Raw genomic sequence first — 20,045 nt, 5'->3', positions numbered from 1 at the left:
TCAGATGCCCGAGCAGGGCTGGCTGGTCGTCGTCAACGACGAGGAGCAGTACTCGATCTGGGCCGCGGGCGACCCCCCGCCCGCGGGCTGGCACCCGACCGGATTCGAGGGGGACCGCGAGGCGTGCCTCGCCCACATCGACGAGGTGTGGACCGACATGCGCCCGCGCAGCGTCAGGACCGCGGAATGACCGAGACCCTTCCCGGCGAGCTGCCCGGGACCGTCCCCGGCGGGGCGGCCGGGACCGTCGCCGCGCCCGGCGAGGTGGCCGGGACGGCGGACGGTGAGGTGGCCGGGACCTCGGACGGCGGCGGGGCGGCCGCGCCGGGCGACGACGGGTGGGTGACCCCGGCCTCGTTCGCGCAGGAGCGGGTCTGGCTCGCCAGCCAGCTCGCCGGGGACGAGCCGGTCTACAACGTCGTGGACCGGATCCCGCTGGACCTGCCGCTCGACGCCGCCACGCTGACCGAGGCCCTGGCCGAGGTCGTCCGCAGGCACGAGACCCTGCGCAGCGGCTTCACCACCGTGGACGGCGCCCTGATGCAGGTCGTCCACGACTCCGTGCCCGTCGAGCCCGAGCTGATCGACCTGGCGGACCTGCCGGAGGAGGAGCGGCGGGAGCGCGCGGCGCGGGTGCTCGACGAGTTCGGTCGGCTCGCCCTGCCGCTCGACCGGGCCCCGCTGTGGCGGGCCGCGATGGTACGGCTCGCGCCCGCCGAGTGGTGGCTGGCGTTCGTCGCGCACCACACCGTCGTGGACGCCACCTCCCAGCTCAACCTGGCCGCCGAGGTGCGCGAACTGTGCGCGGCGGCGATCGAGGAGCGGCCCGCCGACCTGCCGGAACTGGCGATCCAGTACGCCGACTACGCGGCCTGGCAGCGGGACGCCCTCTCGGGCGCGGCGTTGGAGGCGGAGCTGGCGTACTGGCGGGAGCGGCTGGCCGACCTGCCGCCCGTGCACGCCCTGCCCACCGACCGGCCGCGCCCCTCCGCGCCGAGCTTCCGGGGCGGGGAGGTGACGTTCCGCCTCGGCGAGGGCGTGCTCGCCGCCGCCGACGCGCTCGCCAGGCGGCACCGCGCGAGCACGCTCATGGTGCTGCTCGCGGGGCTGACCGCGCTCATGCACCGGCTGAGCGGCCAGCAGGACATCGTGGTCGGCGCGCTCGTGGCCGGCCGCGACCGCCCCGAGCTGGCGCCGCTGATCGGCATGTTCGTCAACAACGTCGTGCTGCGCAGCGACCTGTCCGGCGACCCGTCCTTCGACGAGCTGGTGCTGCGCGAGAAGGACGTCGTGCTGGAGGCCTGGGAGCACCAGGACGTCCCGTTCCACAAGGTCGTCGAGGCCGTCGCGCCCCGCCGCGACCCCGGCGTGCACCCGCTGTTCCAGGTCAGCCTGAACTACCTGCCCCAGTCCGGCGCGGCCTTCGGCAACGGCACCTCCCGGCGCGACCTGTCGTTCGACCTGACCTCCGGCGAATGCCGCCTGGAGTACAGCGCGGACCTGTTCGACCACGCGACCGCCGAGAGCATCGCCGAGCGGTACGCCGCGCTCCTCGCCGACGCCGTCGCCCACCCCGGCCGCCGGATCTCGGAGCTGGCGCTGCTGCGCGAGGGCGAGCGCGAGTGGCTGCTCTCGGGCCTGAACGACACCGCGCGGCCGTACCCGGACCACGCCACGCTGCACGGGCTGATCGAGGAGCAGGTCGCGCGCACCCCGGACGCGCCCGCGCTGACGTTCGAGGGCGAGACCATCACCTACGCCGAGCTGAACGCCCGGGCCAACCGGATCGCGCACGGGCTGCGGCGGCGCGGCGTCGGCCCCGAGACGCTGGTCGGGGTCTGCGCGGAGCGCTCGTTCGAGCTGGTCGCGGCGATCCTCGGCGTCATGAAGGCGGGCGGCGCGTACGTGCCGCTCGACCCGGAGTACCCCGTGGACCGGCTGGCGTTCCTGGTCGAGGACGCCCGGGCACGGGTCCTGCTGGCGCAGCGGCGCCTGACGGACCTGCTCCCCGAGGGCGGCGAGGTGCTGCCGCTCGACGACGCGGAGACCTGGGCGGGCGAACCCGAGGACAACCCCGGCAGCGGCGTCACCCCGGACAACATCGCCTACATGATCTACACGTCCGGCTCGACGGGCCGGCCGAAGGGCGTGCCCACGCCGCACCGCGCCGCCGTCAACCACATCGACGACATGCAGCGCCGCCACGGGCTCGGCCCCGGCGACACGATGCTGCAGAAGACCGTCATGAGCGCCGACGTGTCGATGCGGGAGTTCATCTGGCCCCTGCAGACCGGCGCCCGCATGGTGCTGGCCCGGCCCGGCGGCCACAAGGACGCCGCCTACCTGCGCGACCTGATCAACGCCGAGCGCGTCACGATCACCAACTTCGTCCCGTCGATGCTCGCCGTCTTCCTGGAGGAGGACGTGTCGAGCTGCACCTCCCTCCGCGTGGTCACCAGCGGCGGCGAGGCGCTGCCCGCGCACGTCGGCGCCCGCTTCAGCCGTACGCTGCCGGGCTGCCGGCTGGTCAACATCTACGGGCCCACCGAGACCACCATGGACGTGACCTGGTGGCCGGTCACCGCCGAGCGCCTTGAGGGGGAGAGCATCGCCCCGCTCGGCGGCGGCATCCAGAACACCACCCTGTACGTCCTCGACGCGGCGCTGCGGCCCCAGCCGGCCGGGGTGCCGGGGGAGCTGTGCGTCGGCGGGGTGCAGGTCGCGCGGGGCTACCACCGCAGGCCCTCCCTGACCGCGAGCCAGTTCGTGCCCGACCCGTACGGCCCGCCGGGCTCGCGGTTGTACCGCACCGGCGACCTGGCCCGCTGGCGGCCGGACGGGACCCTGGAGTTCCTGGGCCGGACCGACGGGCAGATCAAGCTGCGCGGCCTGCGCATCGAACTCGGCGAGATCGAGTCGGCGCTGCGCGACCAGCCCGGCGTGCGCGACGCGGCCGTGCTCGTGCGCGAGGACGTGCCCGGAGACAAGCGGCTGGTCGGCTACCTGGCCGTGACCGCCGAGCCGGACCTCGCCGAGCTGCGCGCCACGCTGCGCAAGCGGCTGCCCGACCACATGGTGCCCTCCGCGTTCGTCACGATGGAGCGGTTCCCGCAGACCACCAACGGCAAGCTCGACCGCAAGTCGCTGCCCGCCCCCGAGGGCCGGCGGCTGCTCGCCGCCGAGATCGTCGCGCCGCGCACCGAGGTCGAGCGGGAGATCGCCGCGATCTGGACCGAGGTGCTGGGCATCGAGACCCTCGGCGTGGACGACGACTTCTTCGACCTGGGCGGCCACTCGCTGCTGGCCACCCAGGTCATCGCGAAGATGCGCCGGATCACCGCCGAGACCGGTCGGCAGGTCAGCGTCATGGACCTGTTCCAGTCGCCCACGATCCGCCAGCTCGCCGCCCTGGTCTCCGCAGGCCCCGGCGAGGAGCGGCCGGCCCGGCTCATCCACGAGCTGACCGCGCCGATCCCGGCCGCGGACCGGCGCGTCTCCTACGTGTGCGTGCCGTACGGCGGGGGCAGCGCGGTCGTGTACCTCCCGCTCGCCGAGGCGCTGCCGTACGGGCACTCGCTCTACTCCGTGGCCATCCCCGGCCACGACGTGGGGCTCGACGAGGAGGCGCTGCCGTTCGACGAGCTGGCCGCGCGCTGCACCGAGGAGCTGCTGCGCGACGTCGAGGGCCCGATCGTGCTGTACGGCCACTGCGGCGTCGGCGGGGCCCTCGTCATCGAGCTGGCGCGGCGGCTGGAGGAGGCCGGCCGGGAGGTCCTGGCGGTCTACACCGGCGGCGTCTTCCCCTCCGCGCAGCCGCCCGGCCGGTTCAGCCGGTTCCTGACCTGGCTGGACAGCAAGACCAGCAACCGGGCCCACGCCAACTGGCTGAAGTCCATGGGCGTGGACATGGACGAGTTCGACCCGGCGCAGGCCGACCGGATCGTGGCCAACATGCGCCACGACACGCGGAACGCCGGGGCGTACTTCACCCGCCTCATCGAGGAGGGGGCCGCCCCGCTGCGCGCCCCGATCATCTCGGTCGTGGGCGAGCGCGACCCGCTCACCGACTACCACCAGGAGCGGTACCGGGAGTGGGCCTTCCTCACCGGCACCACCGCGCTCGTGGTGCTGGAGGAGGCCGGGCACTTCTTCGTCCGGCACCGCGCGGGCGAGCTGGCCCGCATCCTCACCGGGACCCACGTGGAGATCGCCAGGGACGACGGGCGGTCGCTCACCCGGCAGGCGCGCGGCGAGGACGCGAGCTGGTGGCTGGAGGGCGTCTCCCGCTCGGGCGTGCCCGCCGCCGGCGCGACCCCGGGCATGGGCCGCTTCCTGTCCGTCACCGCCGGGCAGCTCGTCTCCATGCTGGGCTCCGCGCTGACCCAGTGGGCGGTCCCGGTGTGGATCTACCTCCAGACGGGCTCGCTGCTGTGGTTCGGCCTGTTCGGCGTGTTCGCGTACGCCCCGGGCCTGATCGCCATGCCGCTGGCGGGCGCGCTGGCCGACCGGTACGACCGGCGGCGGATCCTGCTGCTGTCGAGCGTGGCCTCGGTCGCCTGCGAACTGGCGATGGCCGGGCTGGTCTGGACGGGACGGACCGACATCGGGCCCATCCTGGCCCTGGTCGGCCTGCTCGGCGTCGCCTCGGTCTTCCAGCGCGTCGCCTACACCGCGGCCATCCCGCAGCTCGCCCCCAAGCGGTACCTGGGCCACGCCAACGGCGTCGCGCAGCTCGTGAACGGCACGGCCATGCTGGTCATGCCGCTGATCGCGGCGGGGCTGCTCGCCGCCATCGGGCTCGGCGGCATCCTGGTGCTCGACATCGTCAGCTACACGGCCTCGATCGGCGTGCTGCTCGTCGTGCGGTTCCCCGCGCTGATGGGCCGCCGCCGCAGGGAGCCGCTGCTCACCGAGATGGCCGAGGGCCTGCGGTACTCCTGGAACACCCGGGGCTTCCGGGCCATGCTGATCTACTTCTCGGTGCTGAACCTGCTGCTGGCCGCCCCGCTGCTGCTCGTGTCGCCGCTGGTGCTGGGCTTCGGCACCACCGCCGACGTCGGCGTGGTCGCCTTCGCCGAGGGGCTCGGGACCGTGCTCGGCGGCCTGCTCATGTCGTTCTGGGGCGGGCCGCGCCGCCGCCGGATGGTCCGGCTGATGACCTTCACCCTGCTCGTGGCCGCCTGCTGCGCCGCCACCGGGCTCCGGCCCAGCCTGCCGCTGATCGCGTTCGGCATGCTCGGGATGGGCTTCGGGCTCGCGCTCAGCCAGGGCGTCTACATGACGATCGTCCAGGTGAAGGTGCCGCAGCGGTTCCACGGCCGGGTCATCTCGATCAACCAGGCGATCTCCTGGGCCGCGTTCCCGCTGGGCTTCGGCGTGCTGACGCCGCTCGCGGGGAGCGTGCTCGAACCGCTGTTCACCCGGCAGGGCGCGCTGGCCTCCACGGTCGGCGCGGTGATCGGCACCGGTCCCGGCCGCGGCCTGGCCTTCGCCTACCTGCTGTGCGGCGTCGGCCTGGCGATCGCCGCCGCGATCGGCCTGCGCGTCCGGGCGCTCGCCCGGCTCGACACCGACCTCCCCGACGCCCTTCCCGACGACCTGATCGGCATCCAGCTCCGCGAGCGGCGGCTGGCGGCCACCGGAGCACGAGATGACTGACGGACAGTTCGCCGCCGCGCACCGGGGCGACCCCGAGCACCGGCCGTGGACGGCGCGGACCATCCACGAGCGCTTCTGGGAGGTCGTGGCCGCGCACCCCGGCCGCGCCGCGGTCGTCGGGGACGGCGAGACACTCACCTACGCCGAACTGGGCGCGCGCGCCGCGGCCGTCGCCGCCGCCGTGCGCGGGCGGGCGCGCGTCGCCGTACTGCTCGACCACGGGGCCGGGACACTGGCCGCGATCTTGGGGGCGCTGTCGGCCGGGGCGCTCTACGTGCCGCTCGACCCGCGCTATCCCCTGGTACGGCTGACGCGCATGGCCGAGCTGGCCGAGCCGGACGCGGTGCTGGTGACGCCGGGGCACGCCGCCCTGGCGCGGCGGCTGGCCCCGGGCGCGCAGGTGGTGGACGTGTCCGCGCTGCCCCCGGCGGACCCGCCGGGGGCGATGGCGTCGGAGCCGGACGCCCTGGCGTACATCCTGTTCACCTCCGGGTCCACCGGGCGGCCCAAGGGCGTGGCGCAGACCCACCGCAACGCGCTGTTCCAGGTCCGCACGCACACCGCGAACCTGCGCATCGGGCCCTCGGACCGGGTGAGCGTCCTGTCGTCGTTCAGCTTCGACATGGCGATGACCGACGGCTTCTCCGCCCTGCTCAACGGCGCGGCCTCGGTGCCCGTGGACCTGCGCGAGCAGGGTCTCGCCCGGCTGGGCGAGGTGCTCACCGGCCGGGGCGTGACGATCTACCACTCCACGCCCACCGTCTACCGCTACCTGCTCGACGCGCTGCCGCGCGACGCGATCCTCCCGTCGGTCCGGGCGGTCGTGCTCGGCGGGGAGGAGGTGGTCCGGCACGACCTGGACAGGTTCGTCCGGCACTTCCCCGCGACGTCGGTGTTCGTCAACGGGTACGGCGCGACCGAGATCTCCTTCGCCGTCCAGAACCACCTGACGGTGGAGGACATCCGGGCCGGTCGCGGCGTGGGCGACGGGGTCGTGCCCATCGGCTTCCCGCTGGACGGGACCGAGGTGGGACTGCGGCCGCACGGCGCGGCGGCGGGCGAGGCGGAGGGCGAGATCGTCGTCCGCAGCGAGTATCTCGCGTCGTACTGGCGGGCGGCGGCCGGCGACGACTCGCGGTTCGGCGTGGACCCCGACGGCGTGCGCCACTACCGCACCGGCGATCTGGGCCGCCGCCTGCCCGACGGCCGCATCCGGTACCTCGGCCGCGCCGACCGCCAGGTGAAGATCCGCGGCCACCGCGTCGAGCCCGGCGACGTCGAGGCCGCCCTCGCCGCCCTCCCCGAGGTCACCCGCGCCGCCGTCGCGGTGCGGGAGACGGACCGGGGGGTGCCGGGGGAGAAGCGGCTCATCGCCTACGTGATCGGCGACCTCGCCGACCCGGCGCTGCTGCGCAAGGCCCTGGGCGACGTGCTCCCGGAGTACATGCTGCCCGCCCTGATCGTGAAGGTGGACTCCTTCCCGCTGACCCCCACGGGGAAGGTGGACACGGCCGCCCTCCCCGATCCCGAGGCGCCCGCTCCGGAGGCGGCCACTCCGGGGGCCTCCTCCGGGGACGCGCCGCCGGAGGGCCTGGAGGAGGTCGTCGCGGGGGCCTGGCGCGACGTCCTGGGGCTGCCCGAGGTGGGCCGCGACCAGAACTTCTTCGACCTGGGCGGGCACTCGCTGCTCATGGCCCGTCTTCAGCAGCGCCTGGAGGACGTGCTGGGCGCCCGGCTCCCCCTCACCACCCTCTACACCCACCCCACGGTGAACGGCCTGGCGGAGCATCTGGCGGCTTCCTCTCCCTCGTCCCCGGCCGCACCCGCCTCGCCGTCCTCGCCGGGTTCACCTGGTTCGCCAGTTTCGCCGGTTTCGCCCGCCGAGCGCGCCGCGCGCCGGCACCAGTCCCGCTCCCGGCGTCACGGCGGCGCTTCCCGCTGACCGCCGGACCGCGTCCGTACGGCCCCGCCCCGGCGGCGGCCGTACGGGCGCGTGCCGGGGCGCGGCTAAGCGGGACGCCTCGGGCGGAAGGCGGCGCGGAGACCCGCCGGGGCGAGGCGGCCGGAGAAGGCGGGGACCGTCGCCGCGGCGTCCGGGGCGTCCAGGTGGAAGCGCTGGGCGATGCGGGACGCGGCCAGGGTGAGCTGGCGCATCGCGACCGACGAGCCGGGGCAGTAGCGGGGGCCGGAGCCGAAGGGCAGGTGGGCGCCGGGCGGCGGATGCGCGGTGTCCCAGCGGGACGGGTCGAACTCGTCGGGGCGGGGCCACCAGCGCGGGTCGCGGTGGATGAGGTACGCGGTGAGCAGGACCTCGTCCCCCGGGCGCAGCCGCCACCCGCCCAGCTCGGCCGGGACGCACGCGACGCGGGTCAGCATCCAGGCCGGGGGAGACAGCCGCAGGACCTCCCTGACCACCGCCTCGGCCAGGGGCAGCCGGGCCCGGGGACACCCCTCGCCGGCTCCGGGGGTTCCGGGGGTTCCGGCGGACTCGGGGGTTCCGTCGGACTCGGGGGATTCGGCGGCTCCGGGGTCTCCGGGGTTCCGGGGGGCTTCCCCGGCTGCCGCCGCCTGGGCGGCCTCGGAGGCGAGGGCGGCGGTCAGGCCCGGGCGGAGCGCGAGTTCGCGGACGAGGGAGGTCAGCGCGGCGGCGGGCACGCCGTGGCCGCCGATCAGCAGGCTCCACAGCGTGGTCGTCACCTCCCGCTCGCTCAGCGCCGGGCGCGCGTCCAGCAGGACGCCGAGCAGGTCACGCCCCCCGCTCCGGGCGGCCCCGGCCCGCCGGGCGGCCACGATCCGGGTCAGCGCCTCCGTCATCCGGCCGTGGGCGCGGAAGAAGCGGCGGTTCCGCCGCGACGGCACCCAGGCGGGGAGCTGGTAGGACGCCTCCTCGAACGGCAGCAGCGCCGCGTGGTTGACCGCGAGCAGCTCGGGGACCTCCGCAGCGTCCGCCCCGAGGCACAGCCCGGCCACCGTCTCCGCGGCGAGGCCGAGCATCACGGGCAGCACGTCCACCGGCCGCCCCGCCGTACGGCCGAGCGCGGCGTCCAGGGCCGCGAGGAAGGCCGCGTCCCACTCCCCGGCCGCGTCGTCGCCGAGCGCGCCGCGCAGCGCCCGCCGCGCCCGCATCCAGGGCCCGGCGAACTCACCCGCGTCACGCGGCGCCGACGCTCCGGCGAACGGCGCCGCCTCCGTGACGTACTCCCGGTTGGTGGCGGCCAGCACCTGATGGGCGAGCCGCGGATCGACGGTGAAGACGGTCCGCTCGTCGAACGAGAACACGTCGCCGAACTCACGGTGATGACGGCGCAGGAACCCGATCCGGTCCCGTTCGTACTCGGCGACGTTGCCCATCAGCCAGTGCCCGCGAGGCCCCGGCGGCCGTGCCGCGTCCAACCGGCGGCGTCCGCCTACTTGCCGTGGTGGTACGGCCAGTAGATGTACCTGCCGCTGACCCTGACCTTGCCCACGAGACGCGCCGCCACGTGCCGCAGCACCCGCATGTCCCTCACCGTCCTCACGGCTGGAGCCGACACCCCGACTATGGATCACGCCCCTTACCCGGTCAATGCCCAGGCCCGGCCGCATCCGGCCAGTCCACGCCGGGTTCCCGAACCCCGTTCACACAACCGTCCCGCCCCAGTGCGACCGCCCGCCGCCGCCGCTAAGGTAGGCGAGAGCATGATTGCGTCGTCACACTTCCCGATGACAGACTGCACGCGTGCACGGGGCGGTAGCTCAGCTGGTTAGAGCAGCGGACTCATAATCCGCCGGCCCTGGGTTCAAGTCCCAGCCGCCCCACCCCGGAAGACCCGGACGGCTCGCGGCGACGAGCGGGGCCACCGCCCCCGGCCTCACGCCCCGAGCCGGTACGGACGCCTTTGCGCGGTCACGCCATCGAGGGCGCCGCCAGCCAGGCCAGGGTGAACTCGCCGTCCTCGACCACTCCGGCGAGGAACGCGCGCCACTCGGCGGCGGTGTAGCGCACCCGCGTCTCGCCGTCGGCGTGGGTGTAGGTGAGGACGACTTCGCCGGCGTCCTCCGTGATGAGGAGTCGCCGCCCGAGCCGTAACGGCGTGGACAGGCGTTCGAGCTGAAGGACGCCCTCTTTGGCGCGGCCGACGATGGCGAGCCAGTCTCCGGGGGGCAGCTTGATCGGGGGATCGTCGGGATGGTTGGAGTTCCGCACCCAGACGTGGCTGCCGTCATAACGGGCGGAGACGCAGTTGCTCTGAGCGCCGCTCCGGGTGCTCTTTCGCCAGCCGCCAGAGTTGGTGCGCTCGCCGCTCATCGACGACCTCTTTCCGGGCGAAGCAGGTATTTCCCAGTTTATCGGGCAACCTTGGCGATCATGTCGATCGACTCGGCCGGTGTCATCGCCAGGTCGATGAGCTGGTCGAAAGCCTCCAGGTACTGCGTGACGCTCGCTTCGTCCTCTATGTACGCGTCGCTGTCCAGCATTTCCACGGAGACGACGTCGAGGCTGGCCAAGCGCAGGATGGTGAAGGCGCCGTGCATGCCCGCATGCGGCCGGTCGGAGAAGGGCAGCACCTGGATCGTTATTCCGTCCCGCCGCGCCAGGCGCCGGAGGTGCTCAAGCTGGGCGCGGAACACCGATGGGCCGCCGAGAGGCTGGTGGAGGACACCTTCGCCGAGGATCGCGTGCAGGCGTGCCGGCTCCTCGCGGGTGAGCGCTGACTGGCGGGCCATCCGGACCGCCACGAAGTCGTCGGAGGGTGCGCACGCGGTCCTGGCTCGCACGTCGAGACGCACGGGTGTTTCTTGCCAGAGCGCTGTCGTGCGAGCGGGTCGACGTCGACGCGGCGGTGCTGCTTCTCAGCGAAGTGTTGGGTGGGGTGTCAGAGGTGGAGGGTGGTGAAGGTGGTGAATTCCGCTATGCCTTGGGGGCCTAGTTCCCGGCCGTAGCCGCTTTGGCGGTAGCCGCCGAAGGGGGCCGTGGGGTTGAAGGGGGCGCCGTTGACGGCCACCTGGCCCGTGCGCATGCGGCGGGCGAAGGCGATGGCGCGGTCGCGGTCGCTCGCCCAGACGGCGCCGGAGAGGCCGTAGGGGGTGCCGTCGGCGATCCTCAGGGCCTCCTCGTCGCCGCCGTCGTAGGGGACGACCGTCAGGACGGGGCCGAAGACCTCTTCCTGCTCGATGCGGGAGCCGGCCTCGGCGACCAGGACGGTGGGGGTGACGAAGTAGCCGGTGGGGAGGTGTTCCGGCTGTCCGGGCCCGCCGGCGACCAGGCGGGCGCCTTCGGCGATCGCCTCGGTGATGTAGCCGCGGACTCGCTCCTGCTGGGTCTTGCTGACCAGGGGGCCCTGCTGGGTGCCGGGGGCCAGGGGGTCCCCGACCACCGCGAACTGGGTGAAGAGGGACAGCAGTTCCTCGGCCTCGGCCAGCCGGTCGCGGGGGACCAGGAGGCGGGTGGTGGCGCTGCAGGTCTGGCCGCTGTTGATCAGGCAGCCGGTGAGGGAACCGGCGACGGCCTGGCCGAACTCCTCGGCGGACAGGTCGTCGAGCAGGACGCTCGCCGACTTGCCGCCCAGTTCCAGGGACGTGCGCTTGGGGGCCCGGGAGGCCAGTTCCGCCACGCGGCGGCCCGCGCGGGTGGAACCGGTGAAGGAGACCATGTCCACGCACTCGTGGGAGACGATCGCCTCGCCGACCACCGGGCCGGTGCCCGGGACCAGGTTGAAGACGCCCGGCGGGAGCCCCGCGTCGTGGATGATCTCGGCGAGGACGTACGCCGGGCCGGGGACCAGCTCGGACGGCTTGACGACGACCGTGCAGCCCGCCGCCAGGGCGGGGGCGACCTTTGCGGCGATCTGGTGCAGCGGGTAGTTCCACGGCGTGATCGCGCCGACGACGCCCACGGGCTGCCTGACCAGCAGGGAGTTGCCCGACTCGCGCTCCCACTCGATCTGGTCCGCGAAGTCGGCGATCGAGGCGAAGTCGATCACCGGCAGGCCGGCCTGGACCAGGACGGCGAGCTGCCAGGGCGACCCCATCTCGCGCGAGGCGAGCGTCGCGATCTCCGCCGCGCGCTCCTTCAGCCCCTCGGCGATCGCCGTGCACGCCTTGACCCGGTCCTCCAGGGAGGTCGCGGCCCAGCCGGGGAACGCCCGGGCGGCGGCGCGGGCGGCGCGGTCCACGTCCTCCACCGTGCCTTCGGGGACCGTGCCGATGACCTCCTCGGTGAAGGGGTTGGTGATCGGGAGGGTCCCCGAACCCGTGGAGGGGATCCAGGCGCCGTCCACGTAGATGCGGTCCCGGGTGTGGTTCATGCGTCGCTCGCTTTCCGGCCGCCGATGCGCTCGGCCGTACGGTGGGCCAGGGCCATGCAGGTGAGCATGGGGTTGGCGCCGGACGGAGTGGGGAACGCGCTCGTGTCGCCGATCCAGACGCCGGGCACGTCGTGCAGTTCGCCGTCCGGGCCGGCGACGGAGGTCCGCGGGTCGGTCCCCATGCGCGCGCCGCCCATCTGGTGCGCGCTGGCCATCGGGAGGCCGCCCGCGCCGATCGGCATGGCGGAGAGCCCGGCGAGCCAGGCGTCCAGGTCGTCGCCGCGGCGGAACGTGGGCGCCGGTCCCAGCCACAGCTCCAGCGCGCCCGCCGCCAGGTGGAGTTCGGCCAGGACGCGCAGGCCCTTGCGGTACGTCGCGACGTCGCGCTCGTCGCTCAGCGCGTACGTGTGCACGGCCTCACCGTTCGCGTCGATCGTGACCTGGCCGCCGGCGTGGTCGCGCAGGAGGAAGAGCAGCGGCGACATGCGCCCGAGCTTGCTCATCGCCTCCTTGGCCAGCGCGCCGTCCCGCTTGGCGAGCTGGTAGCCGTACAGGCCGGGCATGTAGTGCACGCCCTCGACGAGCAGGCCGTGCCCGTCGCCCAGGTCCCTGAACTCGTCCATCACCGCGGCCTGCGGCGGCCCCCACCAGGCCCGCTGGTCCTCGGCGTAGACGCCGAAGACCGCCACGGCCGGGTGGAGGTACAGGTGCCGCCCGACCGCCGGGCCGCCGATCCCCGACCGGAGCAGCAGCGCGGGCGTCTCCAGCGCCCCGCACGCCGCCACCACGTCGGCCGCGCGCACCGTGATCCGCGCCTCCGCCCCCGTCTCCGGGTCGGTGTACGTCGCCTCGACGCCCGCGGCCCGGCCGTCCTCGACCAGGATCCGGTCGGCGCGGACGTTCACGACGATCGTCGCGCCGTGGTCGTACGCGTCGCGCAGGTAGGTGCTGAGGGTGCCGCGCCTGCTGCCGCTGACGTCGCCGAACTGGGTGTACCCCGCCGCGACCGGGTCGTACGACGCCTCGTCCACGTTGCGCACGGCGGTGTGCATGGACCAGCCGAGCGCCTTGGCGCCCTCGGCCATGCGCTGGTGCGGGCCGTTGAAGTCGCTGCACCGGTCGTTCGCGCCCATCCGGGTGAGGACGGCCTCCATGTGGCGGTCGAACTCGGGCGTGTCCAGCCCGTCCAGGCCGTGGTCACGCGCCCACTCCCGGCGGACGGCGTCGCTGGGCCGTACGCAGTTGTGCCAGTTGACCGTGGTGCCGCCGCCCAGGGTGCGCCCGGCGAGCAGGCCCACGTTGCCGTCGGCGGTGGTCGCGAGGCCCTGCCGGTAGAGCATGGCCTTGGTGGCCTCGCGTTCGAGCTGGCGGTAGTCGCGCTCGCTGGTCGCGCCGCCGGCCTCCAGGACCACGACGCGCCGCCCGCGCGTGGCGAGCTCGCCCGCGATCGTGCCGCCGCCCGCGCCGGAGCCCACGACCACGACGTCCGCCTCGATCACGTCGCCGTCCGCGGGGATGTGCGGGGTGATGTACGGCTCGGCGTCCGGCGGGGTGATCTGCGGGCCGGGGTAGCCGTACTGCGGCCAGAAGGGGTTGCGGCCGTTCTCGTCGGTGAGGGAGTGGGCGAGCATGCAGGCGGCGCCGCGCAGGGTGGCGATCGCGGCGTGGGCCTCGGGCGCGAGGGCCTGGGCGACGGCGAGCAGCCCCTCGCGGGCGTGCCGCCCCTGGTGCTGGAAGCCGAGCAGGGCCAGGCCGTCCAGGAGCTGCGCCATCCCCGCCTGGCCGTCCTCGGGGAGCTGGGTGAGCAGGTCCGCGAGCGCCTGGTCGGCGCCGACCGCGGAGCCGGGGGTGGCCCAGAAGCCGTGGGGGTCCTCCGCGACCTCCAGCGCGGGGACCGCGGTGTCCACGAGGGCGCGCAGCACCTCGCGCTGCGCGGGAGTCAGAGCCGGCACGGTGCCTCCGTCGGTCGTGGGGCGGGCCTGCCTCGACGGTGCCCGCGGGGGCATCGGCAGAGGTGTTGGCTCCACGTATACAGCGGCCCCGGCGGGCGGCTCAATACTTTTCCCGAACGCCGTTCTAGAGGATTTCCCCGGGGGCACGGCGGGGCGGGGCGCTCACCCCGGATCGGGTAGGCGTACGCCTCCCGGTCCCGTGCGGCCTAACCGGTGATGACGGCGACGACGCGGGCGCCGGGGGCGAGGACGCCGCGCCCGGCCAGGGCGTACACGCCGTACATCATCTTGGCGGTGTAGACCGGGTCGAGCGCGATCCCGTGGCGGTCGGCGAATCCGGCGGCGAAGGCGTCCAGCTCGGGGGTGCTCTTCGCGTAGCCGCCGAAGTGGAACCCGGTCTCCACGTGCCAGAAGCCGCGCGGCCCGCCGTACGCCTCGGTCTGCAGGCGCGCGACCTCGCCGGTGAGGAACGCCCCGCCCTTGAGCACGGAGAACCCGATCGCGCGGGCGCCCGGCGGCAGCCCCGCGGCGATCCCGGCCAGCGTGCCGCCCGTCCCGGCGGGGCAGCAGATCACGTCGTACGGCACGCCGACCTCGGCGGGCAGCTCCGCGCACCCGCGGACCGCGTGAGCGTTGCTGCCGCCCTCGGGGAGCAGGTAGAAGTCTCCCCACTCCTCGCGCAGCCGGTCCAGGACCGCGGGCTCGGTCTTGCGGCGGTAGGCGGCGCGGTCGAGGTAGGTCAGCCGCATCCCCCTGCTCACGGCGTACGCCAGGGAGGGGTTGAGCGGGAGGTGCTCCTCGCCCCGGATCACCCCGACCGTCTCGAACCCGTGCAGGCGCCCGGCGGCGGCCGTCGCCCGGATGTGGTTGGAGTACGCCCCGCCGAACGTCAGGATGCGCTCGTGCCCGGCCGCGGCGGTCAGGTTGTGCTTGAGCTTGCGCCACTTGTTGCCGGTCACCTCGGGATGGATGAGGTCGTCCCGCTTCAGGAACAGCCGCACCCCGCGCAGCCGTACGTCCTCGACCGGCAAGAGCGGGGACGGCACCCGGGGCTCCACGCCGGCGCCGGTTTCCCGGAGCGTCACGCCCGGATCGGGGCGGGGGACCGCGGGCGCGCGGGGGCCTCGCGCGGCGGGGTCAGCCGCGGGCGGCATGGGGGAGGGCGGCGTCGTCGTTCACTGCGGAGATAATTTACGTCGTCCGCCTGTCGCCCGCCCATTCGTCCTAGGGAGCACTACGTGTCGCGAGCCGGGGAAGCGTTCCGTGAGGTCTACGGCCAGGCCCCCGAGGGGGTGTGGCGCGCGCCGGGACGCGTCAACCTCATCGGTGAGCACACCGACTACAACGACGGCTACGTCATGCCCTTCGCCGTCCCCTGGGGCGTGACCGCCGCCGTCTCCCGCCGCGAGGACGGCCGGGTCGCCCTCGCCTCCCTCCAGGCCCCCGGCCGCGAGGTGACCCTGGACGAGCTGGTTCCCGGCCGGGTCGAGGGCTGGGCCGCCTACCCCGCCGGAGTCGTGTGGGCGCTGCGCGAGCGCGGCCTCCCCGTCGGCGGCGCGAACATCCTCGTCGACGGCGACGTCCCCGCCGGGGCCGGGCTCAGCAGCAGCGCGGCCCTGGAGGTCTCGGTCGCCCTCGCCCTGAACGACCTGTACGGCCTGGGCCTGCCCCGCACCGAGATCGCGCTGCTCGCCCAGCGCGCGGAGAACGACTTCGTCGGCATGCCCTGCGGCGTCATGGACCAGATGGCCTCGGCCCTGGGCCGCGAGGGCCACGCCCTGTTCATCGACTGCCGGACCCTGAAGGCCCACCCGGTCCCGCTCGACACCGGCGACATGACGATCCTCATCATCGACACCCGGGTCCACCACGAGCTGGCCGACGGGCAGTACGCCGTGCGGCGTGAGCAGTGCGAGCAGGCCGCCAAGACCCTCGGCGTGGTCTCCCTGCGCGACGTGGAGGACCTGGCCGGGGCCCTCTCGCGGCTCTCGGGGGCGCCCCGCAGGCGGACCGAGCACGTGGTCTGCGAGAACCACCGGGTCCAGGCCGTGGTGGGCCTCCTCCGCGCCGGCGCCGTCCCCGAGATCGGCCCCATGCTCAACGCCTCCCACATCTCCCTGCGCGACCTCTACGAGGTCTCCTGCGAGGAGCTGGACGTCGCGGTCGAGTCCGCGGTCCGGGGCGGCGCGCGGGGCGCGCGCATGACCGGCGGCGGCTTCGGCGGCAGCGCCATCGCCCTGGTCGCGAACGACAGGCTGGAGGACGTGAAGTCCGCCGTCCGCGCCGCCTACGCCGACCGGGGCTGGCAGGAGCCCCGCTTCCACCCCGCCACCCCCGCCCAGGGCGCCCACCGCCTGGCCTGACCCCGCCGAGCCGTACGGCCGGGCGGGCCTCGGCGGCCGTACGCCGGGGCGGGTGTCGGCGGCCGTGCGCCGGGGCGGGTGTCAGAGCAGGAGGTTGACCAGCACGGTCAGCAGCACTGAGAGCACCACCGACACGATGATCATGGTGAGGCACCCGGCCCACCCGCCCAGCACCCTGACCTCGGTCCGCCCGATCCGCATGCCACCCTCCTGCCCCGCTCCGGCCGTACGACTCGCGGGCGGGGCGGGATCCTCACGGGCGCCCGGCCGGGATCACGCGGGCCGTCTCATTCGCGCGGGGGGAGGCGGGGGATCTCCAGGCGGGGGCGGGCGGCGGGGTTGGGGGCGTGGGGCGGGTTCTCGGCCATGCGGTCGAGGGCGACCTGGATGGCGCGGTCGAGCTGGGCGTCCTTGCCCGCGGCGTAGTCCTGGGGGGTGATGTCGACCTCGATGTCGGGGTCGGTGCCGTAGTTCTCGATGCGCCAGCCCACGTCGTCGAAGGCGAAGGAGAACTCCGGCTGGGTCGTGACCGTGCCGTCGGCCAGGCGGTGGCGGGGCCAGATGCCGATCACGCCGCCCCAGGTCCGCTTGCCGATGAGCGGGCCCAGGCCCAGGAGCTTGAAGGTGTGGCTGAAGACGTCGCCGTCGGAGCCGGCCCACTCGTTGGTGATGCCCACGAGGGGCCCGCGGGGGGACTCCTGGGGGTAGGGGGTCGGGCTGCCCCAGCGGGGGAAGTCGTAGCCGAGGCGCTTCCTGGCCAGCTTCTCCACCAGGAGGGCCGACACGTTCCCGCCGCCGTTGAACCGCACGTCCACGATCAGCGCCTGGCGGTCGTACTCCGCCAGGAAGCCCCGGTGGAACTCGGCGAAGCCGTCCACGCCCATGTCGGGGATGTGCAGGTAGCCGACCTTGTCCTCGGAGCGCTCGTGGACCAGGGCCCGGTTGCGCTCCACCCAGTCCCGGTAGCGGGCGGGGCGCTCGTCCCACAGCGCGCGCACGCTCACGCAGCGCGGCGCCTCGTCGCCCCGGCGGATCGTGAGCTGGACCTCCTCGTCGGCCTGGTTGACCAGGTGCTCCTCAGGCACGGCGGGGCGGTCGCCGTCCTCGGGGAGCGTGCCCACGCTCTGCCCGTTGATCGCGAGGACCACGTCGCCCACCCGCACGTCCACGCCCGGCCGGTTGAGCGGGGACGTGGTGGTGATGTCCCAGGGGTCGCCGCGCAGGATCCCGGCCACTATGTAGCGGCCGCTCTGCGGGTCCACGGCCCAGTCCACGCCCAGGAAGCCCTGGGAGTACCGGGGGCCGACCCGGTACTCGCCGCCGCTCTCGTAGGCGTGGGACGTGCCCAGCTCGCCCTGCATCTCCCACAGCAGGTCGGAGAACTCGCCCCGGGTGGTCACGCGGTCCACCAGCGGCAGGTACCTGTCGTACACGCCCTGCCAGTCGATGCCGGCCATGTCCTCGGCCCAGAAGTGCTCGCGCTGCAGCCGCCACGCCTCGCCGAACATCTGCCGCCACTCGGCCTCGGGCCAGACCGACACCTTCACCCGGAACAGGTCGATCCAGCCGGTGTTGCGCCCGGGGAACCCCTCCTCGGGCGGGTCGCCGCCGGCCTTCATCACGCGGAGCCGCGCGCCGGACTGGTAGAGCAGGGTGACCCCGTCGCGGCCCAGCGTGAAGTCGCTCACGTCGGTCACCACGGCCTCGTACTTCTGGGTGTCGAAGTCGTAGGAGTACAACGTCGCCAGCCCGGTCGCCCCGCCCACGGGCACGCCCGTGAAGAGAGCCTTGCCCCGGATGCCGACGATGCGCCGGAACCGGCCCTCGCGCACGGGGAACTCGATCGCCCGGTCCTCGATCCCGTCGAAGTCGATCTCCACGCGCACGTCGCCGATCGGGGTGAGGAGCTGCTCGCTCCCGAGCGGCCGGGGCCGGGGCACGAACGGCGAGCCCACGTCCTTGCGCAGCGGCACCACGTACGGCTTGGTGCCCAGCGGGAAGCCCAGGTCGAACTGGAGCGCGTCGTACACCGGGTTGAACGTCCGCGCCCCGATGAAGTACAGGTAGTCGCCCGCCGGATCCCACGCGGGCCGCCGGTCGCGCAGCACCGGGCGCGTCACCTGGTGCGTCGTGCCGGTCTCCACCTCGCAGACCTTGATCGCCGTGCTGTGCCCCGCGTCCGGGTAGGTGTACGCCAGCCAGCGCCCGTCGGGCGACCACGCGGGGTCCTCGATCGCCCCGAACGGGCTGGCGTCCACGAACCGCTCCCGGGGCTCCTCCTGGCTCACGTCCACGAGCACCAGTTCGTTGCGGTGGTTGGTGATCGCCACCAGGTCGCTCCGAGGCGAGACCTCCAGGTCGATCACCCGGCCCACGTCGGCGTTCTCCAGCGTGCGCGGGGGCCGGCTGCCGTCGGCGGTGAGCACCGTCAGCCGCTCGGGCTGGGCGTCGTCGCTGGCCGCCGCGACCAGCCGGAGCTGGTCGTTGAGCCAGGTCAGCAGCCGGTACCGCACTCCGTCGGGGTGGCCGTGCTGGCGGACCGCGCCCTCCCAGTTCGCCAGCGAGAACGCCTTGCCCCGGGTGGTGATCGCCAGCGCGCTGCCGTCGGGGCTCAGGGTCGCGCTCTGCAGGTACGCCGCCGCCGAGACGAACTTGCGGTTCCGCTGCGTGCGCGAGCTGCCGAGCCGCACGTCGATCTTCCGGGTCTCGCCGGAGCCGGGGTCGAGCAGGTAGAGGTCGCCGCCGGAGTGATAGACCAGGGTGCTGCCGTCGGTGGACAGGTTGCGGGCGTAGTACTCCTCATGGTCGGTGTGCCGCTTGAGGCCCTTCCCCGTGGGCGTGCACGAGTAGACGTTCCCCACGCCCTCGTGGTCGGACAGGAAGTAGATGCGCCCGCCGATCCAGCACGGCGAGGCCAGGTTGCCCTCCAGCGAGATCAGCCGCGCGAACTCGCCGCGCCCGCGCCGGTCCACCCACAGGTCGCCCGCGGTGCCGCCGCGGTACCGCTTCCACCGCGCCGGGTCGGCGGTGTTCCGCCCCAGCACGACCCCGCCGCTCGGGCCGTACGACAGGGTGCCGGCGGGACCCCACGGGATGCGCTCGGGGAGCCTGCCGCCCCCGGGATCCACCCGGTACAGCCACTTGTCCCCGGCGAACGGCTGCCCGGCGGCGCTCGCGTAGACGATCGACCCGTCCGGGGCCCACGTGGTGACCGTGCACCGGTTGCCCTGGTACGTCAGGCGGCGGGCCGTGCCGCCCGTCGCGGGCATGACGTAGACCTCCTCGGGGCCCTCCTCGCGGCCGATGAACGCCAGCCGGGATCCGTCGGGGGACAGGCGCGGGAAGCTGGCCTCGGCCACCCCCGCCGTGAGCCGCCAGGCCCGTCCGCCCTCGATGGGGACCATCCACAGGTCGTCCTCCGCGACGAAGACCACGACGTCGTTCCACACCGTCGGAAACCTGAGGTAGCCGGGCATCTGTCCCTCTTCTCCCCGAATGCTCCCTGCGCCAGCGCACTGCCCGCTGGGCCCTTCCACCGCTTCTGCACCCCGGTACCCCGCGAGCCGCGCCCCTCACTCCCCGCGCCCAGATCACCACCGTCCCGGGACGCGGGGGACCGGCGGGGCTCCAGGGGCCGGAGGTACGGCGTCACGCGAGGGGGCGGCGGCACGGCCAGAGGGAGGGGAGGGACGGCCGCGCAGGCGGCGAGGCGGGAGGACGGCGGCACGGCGCGAGGCGGGGGGCCGGCGGGTCCGGCGAGGGAGTCGGCGGACCGGGGAAGGGAA

General features: G+C 74.2%; 11 protein-coding genes and 1 tRNA gene. 5 read left to right on the top strand and 7 right to left on the bottom strand.

What is annotated here, in order from left to right; all coding sequences use genetic code 11:
* Window positions 1-4: 4 nt before the first annotated feature.
* Genes D5H75_RS37355 through D5H75_RS37345 form a run of 3 tightly spaced genes read left to right on the top strand, consistent with a single transcriptional unit; the run spans window position 5 to window position 7,600 of the window.
* The gene (locus tag D5H75_RS37355) at window positions 5-190 is read left to right on the top strand and encodes an MbtH family protein (RefSeq protein WP_119931344.1); all 186 of its coding nucleotides are present in this window, start codon (window positions 5-7) and stop codon (window positions 188-190) included.
* The gene (locus tag D5H75_RS37350) at window positions 187-5,658 is read left to right on the top strand and encodes a non-ribosomal peptide synthetase/MFS transporter (protein WP_119931343.1); all 5,472 of its coding nucleotides are present in this window, start codon (window positions 187-189) and stop codon (window positions 5,656-5,658) included. Before D5H75_RS37355 ends, D5H75_RS37350 begins: the two co-directional genes overlap by 4 nt.
* The gene (locus tag D5H75_RS37345) at window positions 5,651-7,600 is read left to right on the top strand and encodes a non-ribosomal peptide synthetase (RefSeq protein WP_119931342.1); all 1,950 of its coding nucleotides are present in this window, start codon (window positions 5,651-5,653) and stop codon (window positions 7,598-7,600) included. Before D5H75_RS37350 ends, D5H75_RS37345 begins: the two co-directional genes overlap by 8 nt.
* Window positions 7,601-7,665: 65 nt before the next feature.
* On the opposite strand, the gene D5H75_RS37340 is transcribed toward D5H75_RS37345, so the two are convergent.
* The gene (locus D5H75_RS37340) at window positions 7,666-9,051 is read right to left on the bottom strand and encodes a cytochrome P450 (protein WP_277950002.1); all 1,386 of its coding nucleotides are present in this window, start codon (window positions 9,049-9,051) and stop codon (window positions 7,666-7,668) included.
* Window positions 9,052-9,382: 331 nt separating this feature from the next.
* Between D5H75_RS37340 and D5H75_RS37335 the strand changes: the two genes are divergently transcribed.
* Window positions 9,383-9,456, top strand: a tRNA-Ile gene (locus tag D5H75_RS37335).
* Window positions 9,457-9,544: 88 nt separating this feature from the next.
* Here the strand turns inward: D5H75_RS37335 and D5H75_RS37330 are convergent.
* The 5 genes from D5H75_RS37330 to D5H75_RS37310 form a co-directional block, all read right to left on the bottom strand.
* Window positions 9,545-9,946: a DUF397 domain-containing protein gene (locus D5H75_RS37330; RefSeq protein WP_119931340.1), complete on the bottom strand. Its 402-nt coding sequence runs from the start codon at window positions 9,944-9,946 to the stop codon at window positions 9,545-9,547.
* A 38-nt stretch (window positions 9,947-9,984) separates the two neighbouring features.
* A complete protein-coding gene (locus tag D5H75_RS37325) occupies window positions 9,985-10,428 on the bottom strand; it encodes a DUF5753 domain-containing protein (RefSeq protein WP_119931339.1) in 444 nt (147 codons plus the stop codon).
* Window positions 10,429-10,514: 86 nt separating this feature from the next.
* Window positions 10,515-11,945: an aldehyde dehydrogenase family protein gene (locus D5H75_RS37320; protein ID WP_119931338.1), complete on the bottom strand. Its 1,431-nt coding sequence runs from the start codon at window positions 11,943-11,945 to the stop codon at window positions 10,515-10,517.
* A complete protein-coding gene (locus tag D5H75_RS37315) occupies window positions 11,942-13,897 on the bottom strand; it encodes a GMC family oxidoreductase (protein ID WP_202638893.1) in 1,956 nt (651 codons plus the stop codon). The genes D5H75_RS37320 and D5H75_RS37315 overlap by 4 nt, the downstream gene beginning before the upstream one ends.
* Before the next feature lie 206 nt (window positions 13,898-14,103).
* Window positions 14,104-14,982, bottom strand: coding sequence for a 1-aminocyclopropane-1-carboxylate deaminase/D-cysteine desulfhydrase (locus D5H75_RS37310; RefSeq protein ID WP_242454744.1), 879 nt, complete (start codon window positions 14,980-14,982; stop codon window positions 14,104-14,106).
* 153 nt (window positions 14,983-15,135) lie between these two features.
* Between D5H75_RS37310 and galK the strand changes: the two genes are divergently transcribed.
* Window positions 15,136-16,260 (top strand): galactokinase, encoded by a 1,125-nt coding sequence (gene galK / locus D5H75_RS37305; protein WP_119931335.1) that lies wholly within the window; start codon window positions 15,136-15,138, stop codon window positions 16,258-16,260.
* A 287-nt stretch (window positions 16,261-16,547) separates the two neighbouring features.
* On the opposite strand, the gene D5H75_RS37300 is transcribed toward galK, so the two are convergent.
* Window positions 16,548-19,736 carry a S41 family peptidase gene (locus D5H75_RS37300; protein WP_119931334.1) on the bottom strand — a complete coding sequence of 1,063 codons (3,189 nt, stop codon included), beginning with the start codon at window positions 19,734-19,736 and terminating at the stop codon, window positions 16,548-16,550.
* Between the last annotated feature and the right edge of the window lie 309 nt (window positions 19,737-20,045).

It is taken from the genome of Bailinhaonella thermotolerans, assembly GCF_003594875.1.
Classification (GTDB): domain Bacteria; phylum Actinomycetota; class Actinomycetes; order Streptosporangiales; family Streptosporangiaceae; genus Bailinhaonella; species Bailinhaonella thermotolerans.
Note: the sequence above shows the minus strand (reverse complement) of the source record. Positions and strands in the feature narration are given on the sequence as shown.